Origin of the sequence: Candidatus Oscillochloris fontis, assembly GCF_004138135.1 — a bacterium.
GTDB lineage: Bacteria > Chloroflexota > Chloroflexia > Chloroflexales > Chloroflexaceae > Oscillochloris > Oscillochloris fontis.
On record NZ_RYFD01000088.1, the window covers coordinates 1 to 5,869 of the forward strand.

The 5,869-nt window shown below is 58.3% G+C and carries 7 protein-coding genes; 5 read left to right on the forward strand and 2 right to left on the reverse strand.

Going from position 1 to position 5,869, the window contains the following annotated elements; translation table 11 throughout:
- The coding region (locus EKD03_RS17765; protein ID WP_161569308.1) for an element excision factor XisI family protein at positions 1 to 218 on the reverse strand (218 nt) is incomplete at its 3' end.
- Positions 206 to 622: an element excision factor XisH family protein gene (locus EKD03_RS17770; protein ID WP_129633733.1), complete on the reverse strand. Its 417-nt coding sequence runs from the start codon at positions 620 to 622 to the stop codon at positions 206 to 208. The genes EKD03_RS17770 and EKD03_RS17765, both read right to left, overlap by 13 nt.
- 2,331 nt (positions 623 to 2,953) lie before the next feature.
- On the opposite strand from EKD03_RS17770, the gene EKD03_RS19125 reads away from it, so the two are divergent.
- The 5 genes from EKD03_RS19125 to EKD03_RS17795 all read left to right on the forward strand — a co-directional run.
- Complete coding sequence (locus EKD03_RS19125) at positions 2,954 to 3,235, forward strand: element excision factor XisH family protein (RefSeq protein WP_129633740.1); 282 nt, start codon at positions 2,954 to 2,956, stop codon at positions 3,233 to 3,235.
- Positions 3,223 to 3,558 (forward strand): XisI protein, encoded by a 336-nt coding sequence (locus EKD03_RS17780; protein ID WP_129633735.1) that lies wholly within the window; start codon positions 3,223 to 3,225, stop codon positions 3,556 to 3,558. Before EKD03_RS19125 ends, EKD03_RS17780 begins: the two co-directional genes overlap by 13 nt.
- 579 nt (positions 3,559 to 4,137) lie before the next feature.
- Positions 4,138 to 4,449, forward strand: a complete 312-nt coding sequence (locus EKD03_RS19130; RefSeq protein ID WP_129633737.1) for a DUF4258 domain-containing protein — start codon at positions 4,138 to 4,140, stop codon at positions 4,447 to 4,449.
- The gene (locus EKD03_RS17790; protein WP_129633738.1) at positions 4,446 to 4,673 is read left to right on the forward strand and encodes a hypothetical protein; all 228 of its coding nucleotides are present in this window, start codon (positions 4,446 to 4,448) and stop codon (positions 4,671 to 4,673) included. Before EKD03_RS19130 ends, EKD03_RS17790 begins: the two co-directional genes overlap by 4 nt.
- A 179-nt stretch (positions 4,674 to 4,852) precedes the next feature.
- The coding region (locus tag EKD03_RS17795; RefSeq protein WP_174842896.1) for a transposase at positions 4,853 to 5,869 on the forward strand (1,017 nt) is incomplete at its 3' end.

Below are 5,869 nucleotides of genomic sequence, written 5' to 3' on the forward strand. Positions count from 1 at the left end.
TCGTGTTGGATCCAAATTTTGCCATTTTTGATGTCAATATGCCAGAGACATCCATGAATACGTTCGTAGCCATTCCACCCCACACTGAGCAGTTGATAATGGTCATGGGTCGAGTCGCTAATCGCCTCAACCTCAACGTGTCCATAGGATGGACGATAGTGACGGTATTCTTGAAGTAATTCTTGAATATACTGCCGATATTGGGTTACTTTATCCATTGCGCAACCTCCTTTCGGTCAGGATGATAGATGAGCAGTTTGATGTCATACTGTTGAATAACACCTTGGGCGAATACAAGGGTAAAAAAAGTGTGATAAATATCAATAGGTACGGCTAAAAACAAGCTCCGATGCGGTTCTTTTTGTTGTAAGGCGAACCGATAATTTAAAAACTGACCAAGTGCGGTATGAAATTCGCTGACCAGAGAAGCCCCTAAAAAACTCTTTACTTCAACCGCGATGCGTTCGCCTTCCTTCTCGGCCGCGATGAGTTTCTCTGCCCCCAAATCAATATACAGATCAACGCCGCCGAATTGCACCACCAGCGGATCGTCGGTAATCGTCCATCCATCGGCGCAGAGTGCCTGTTTTACGGCGTGATGAAAAAGATCCCGTGCGGACATGGTGCCTTACTCCTCGCTCGTGGCGTGATTACGCAGAGAGAGTATACCATACAGGGGCACTCATTACTGCGTGGACGGGTGGGATCATGCACACAGACCAACGGTCTCTATTGTCTTGATGTGATCGGATAACCCACCAACGTGACGCGATCTGATAATCCACAAACGGCATCCATTGGTGGCATGTCCCTAATCGCTGGCACGGCGCATTCTCGGTTGCTCCCCTGGGCACGGCATCGCTCGTCAGGAATCGGTCATGCGATCCATCCGCAATGGCGCATCGCACGGACGCCTCAGCATTGTTGGTATGCCCCATCGCTGCGTGCAGAGAAGGCGCAACGCCAGCCTTCAGGTGCGCCGCTGGCGGGTTCCCGTGATCCGAGCGAGGCTTGCCCAGAAAGAAAGCCAAAGAATGCACCGAGTTCGCAGGCCGCGCCAGCGGCGTCACCTGCGAGGCGATGTTGGGCCATACGGTTGATGACGAACGGTTGCGCATGCTCCCGGCACGGCGCAAAAAAAGAACCTTCCACCTCCTGGCGTTTCTCGCTGGTAGTGCCCTAAAGGTTGGGCACGGCGTTCGTGCTGCGACTCCTGCGTGACCCCATGGTAGGGTCTGGAGAGCGGGGCACGGCACGCTCCCGGCTGCTCCCCTGGCACGGCACGGTTGGTACGGAACCGGGGATGCGATCCCTCGAACCATCCATGCCTCGGTGGTCGGGGCGTGAGAGGTGGGCACGGCACGCTCCCGGCTGCTCTCCTGGGTACGGCACGGCTCGTCCGGAACCGGGGATGGGATCCATCGAACCATCCCTACCTCGGTGGTTGGGGCGTACTTGGTGGGCACGGCGCACGTCCGGCGGCTCCCCTGGGTACGGCATCGCTCGTCCGGAACCGGCCATGCGATCCTTCCAACACGCCATCTATTGGTGGTGGGGGCGTCATCATGGGGACGACACCCGCTCGGCTGCTCCCCTGGCACGGCACGGCTCGTGCGGAACCGGGGATGGGATCCCTCGAACACGTCCTACCTCGGTGGTGGGGGCGTCATCATGGGGACGGCATCCGCTCGGCTGCTCCCCTGGCACGGCATCGCTCGTGCGGAACCGGGGATGCGTCCACCATGCCATCCATCGGTGGTGGGGGCGTGCTTGGTGGGCACGGCGTCCGCTCGGTGGCTCCCCTGGCACGGCACGGCTCGTGCGGAACCGGGGATGGGATCCCTCGAACCATTCCTACCTCGGTGGTGGGGGCGGGATCGTGGGCACGGCACCCGCTCGGCGGCTCCCCTGGCCCGGCACCGCTCGTGCGGAACCGGGGATGCGATCCCTCTGGCATGTATCGGTGGTAGGGGCGGGATCATGGGCACGGCTCCAGATGCTCCCCCTGGCACGGCACTGCTTGTCCAGAATCGGGCATGCGATCCATCCGCAATGGCGCATCGCACAGACTCATCAGCATCGTTGGCATGCCCCATCGCTTCGGGCAGAGACGGCCCAACGCCTGCCTTCAGGTGCGCCGCTGGCACGTTCCCGTGATCTGCATGAGGCTTGCCCACCAGGAAACACCCAGAATGCACCCGGTTCGCAGGCCGCGCCAGCGGCGTCACCTGCGAGGCGATGTTGGGCGGGGGGATGACTCGCTGACGGGCATTGAAGGTTGCAGACTCGCGGACGGGCATCGCAGGTCGCAGACTCGCAGACGGGCAATGAAGGTCGCAGACTCGTGCGGTGGCAATGAAGGTCGCAGACTCGTGCGGTGGCATTGAAGGTCGTAGATTCGTGCGATGGCATTGAAGGTCGCAGACTCGCAGACGGGCATTGAGGTCGCAGATTCGTGCGGTGGCATCGAAGGTCGCAGACTCGCAGACGGGCATTGAGGTCGCAGATTCGTGCGATGGCATTGAAGGTCGCAGACTCGCAGACGGACATTGAGGTCGCAGACTCGTGCGGTGGCAATGAAGGTCGCAGACTCGCAGACGGGCAATGAAGGTCGCAGATTCGATGACGGGCAATGAAGGTTGCAGACTCGATGACGGGCAATGAAGGTCGCAGATTCGATGACGGGCAATGAAGGTCGCAGACTCGATGACGGGCATTGAGGTCGCAGATTCGTGCGATGGCAATGAAGGTCGCAGACTCGATGACGGGCATTGAGGTCGCAGATTCGATGACGGGCAATGAAGGTTGCAGACTCGATGACGGGCATTGAAGGTTGCAGACTCGTGCGGTGGCATCGAAGGTCGCAGACTCGTGCGATGGCATCACAGGTCGCTCCCATCTCGCTACGCCCACGCCCTGATGCGCTCCCGTCAGCTCCACGCCCAACGCCAGCATCGCGGCCGAGAAGGAAGGCGAACGCATCGCGGTTGAAGTGAAGAGTTTTTTAGGGGCTTCACTCGTCAGCGAATTTCATACCGCACTTGGTCAGTTTTTAAATTATCGGTTCGCCGTACAGCAAAAACAACCGCATCGGAGCTTATTTTTAGCCGTACCTATTGATATTTATCATACCTTCTTTACCCTTGTATTCACCCAAGGTGTTATCCAACAGTATGACATCAAGCTGCTGATCTATCATCCTGACCGAAAGGAGGTTGCCCAATGGATAAAGTAACCCAATATCGGCAGTATATTCAAGAATTACTTCAAGAATACCGTCACTATCGCCCATCCTATGGACACGTTGAGATTGAGGCGATTAGCGACTCGACCCATGACCATTATCAACTGCTCAGTGTGGGCTGGAATGGCTACGAACGTATTCATGGATGTCTCTGGCATATTGACATCAAAAATGGTAAAATTTGGATCCAACACGATGGAACAGAAGAAGGCATTGCCTATCGGTTAGTCGAACGCGGTGTTCCAAAAACCGATATTGTCTTAGCCTTTCATGCGCCATTTCGTCGACAGTTTACGGGTTTTGCTTCAGAATAAAAGGCAGAAAGAGGAAGTCCCCCTTTTGTGCGTAATGCTGGGAGTGCAAGCAACCATCCATCGCCATCAGCATGGCCCAACATCGCCTCGCAGGTGACGCCGCTGGCGCGGCCTGCAACCTGGGTGCATTCTGGATAGTTCCTGCTAAGGCAAACTTCATGGGGATCACGGGAAGCCTGCCATCGGCGCACCTGAAGGCTGGCGTTGGGCGTCGGGGCAGCCTCCAGCCCACCGGGAGCCGAGGAATCGTTGCGACCTTCCAAGCCCGTTGAAGAGTCGGTTTCCGCCAGCGCCCGTTGGGAAATCAGCTTCCAATGTCCGGCGAAAAGTCCGCGACCTTTGAACCCCATCAGAGAGACAGCTTCGACCTCTCCCCGTCGAAGAGTCAGCCACGAGCAATGCCCATCAGAGAATCGGCCACGAGCAACGCCCATTGGGGAGTCCGCTTCGGTCAAGGCTCATTGGAGAGTCTGCGACCTTGTGCGCCCGTTTTCGCCTTTTGGATACCCGTCGTTCGACCAATGGGTGTGGTATACTTATCTGGTGAGGAGAAAGCAAGATTGATGAAGCATACCAGCAATGATCCCAGAGATACAGGAGAAAATACGCCATAATGTCTATGAATTTTCCGAACATGCGCTCACCCAAAGTATTCTTCGGGCAATTACCCTTCAAGATCTACATGAGGCGATAGCCACCGCAGAAATCATTGAAGATTATCCCCTTGATAAATATGGGCCAAGTGTCTTACTCCTCGGTTTTACCCGGAATCAACGTCCCATTCATATTCACTGTAGTTACCCATCACGTCCACTGATCAAAATTATTACCTTGTATGAGCCTGATTCCCAACGATGGAAGAACAACCGCATACGGAGGAAAACGAAATGACGACCTTTGACGGGAATGAGCGATTCGAATATCAAGATGTGACCTATATACTCGCATTCGGCGAGGAAATCATCATCATTGAACATGTTCCTGCGCGAGTCAATCGTGACACCGGGGAACGCTTCTTTGCCCCGGAGACGGTGGCGCGCATTCACGCCCTGCTCCAATCACGGACGACCCCCACAAAGATCGTGCGGGCACCGGTCTTTGATTTTGCGGCATAAGAGCGTGGCGGGAGCCTATTTTGGCAATACCGCATAAGTCACGCTGTGAGATAAAAGGGGGTATCATCGGTTCGCATCCCGCCAAGGAGAAACCGATGAAAACCCCGAAGTCATTATATCCGAGCGAACGCATCATTTACCATCCTGAACGGTCCGCATGCCCCATGTGTGGAGGAGTCTTGAAACTGCGGAATACCTTGCTCTGGGACAAGACGGTGCAGACCCTCACCGGGGTTCGCTCGGTGGCGAGTCGTCCCGCCTGCTGTGCGAACCCGCAGTGTGCAGGCGCAACGATGCACCTGCGTTCGGCAGCAGGGCAACAGGTCGCGCTGCCGTTCACGACCTATGGCGCTGATGTGGTCGTGCGGATCGGCTGGCAGCGCCAGATGCGCTGTGCGACCTATGCCGAGATCCACACCGATCTGACGCCGAAGATCCAGATCGCCGAGACGCAGGTGCGCCGCCTCTACCAGCAGGTCTACCTGCCCGTGCTGGCCTGTCACGAACGGCAACACCACGACCGGCTGACCCAGGTTGCTGCCACCCACGGCGGGTTGGTGCTGGCCCTCGATGGCCTTGCCCCCGAAGGGGGCGAACCGCAACTCTGGTGTATCCGCGACCTGCTCACCGGGGTGGTGCTGCGCAGTGGCTGGCTGAGTGGGCAGGATCAGGCGACCTTTGAAGGATTCTTGCAGCCCCTGCGGACGCTGGACTGGCCCATTCGCGCCATCGTCAGCGACAAACAGCGTGGTCTGGTGCCCGCAGTCGCGACCGTGTTGCCCACCACGCCCCACCAATTTTGCCAGACCCACTATCTGCGGAATCTGGCCGACCCGTTGGCGCGTACCGATTCGGCGCTGACCGTCGCGCTGCGCCATGCCGTTCGGCAGGAACTCGGGCCGCTGGTGCGCACCGAGCCGCCGCCTGACCCCGCCGTCCCCGGGGTCTTGACGATGACGGGACTGCGGGTGCCCTCCGTTGCGGCTGACGCGACCCCACCCCCGTCCGACCCACCGGCACCCGCGACGACGGCCCCTCCCGCCCCTCCCACACCCGCAATTCCACCCGACCCCGACGCCCACGTCGTGGCGGAGAGCGTGACCCATCTGCTGCGCCGCGTCCGCTATCTGCTGACCCTCACCGGACGCCCACCGCTGCGTCTGGCCGGCCTGGAACTGTACGCCGGAGTGCAGGAG

Excerpts from the sequence above, each read along its gene's own strand:
- EKD03_RS17770 (WP_129633733.1), bottom strand. The coding sequence starts at position 622 with ATGTCCGCACGGGATCTTTTTCATCACGCCGTAAAACAGGCACTCTGC.
- EKD03_RS17780 (WP_129633735.1), top strand. The coding sequence starts at position 3,223 with ATGGATAAAGTAACCCAATATCGGCAGTATATTCAAGAATTACTTCAA.
- EKD03_RS19130 (WP_129633737.1), top strand. The coding sequence starts at position 4,138 with ATGATCCCAGAGATACAGGAGAAAATACGCCATAATGTCTATGAATTT.
- EKD03_RS17790 (WP_129633738.1), top strand. The coding sequence starts at position 4,446 with ATGACGACCTTTGACGGGAATGAGCGATTCGAATATCAAGATGTGACC.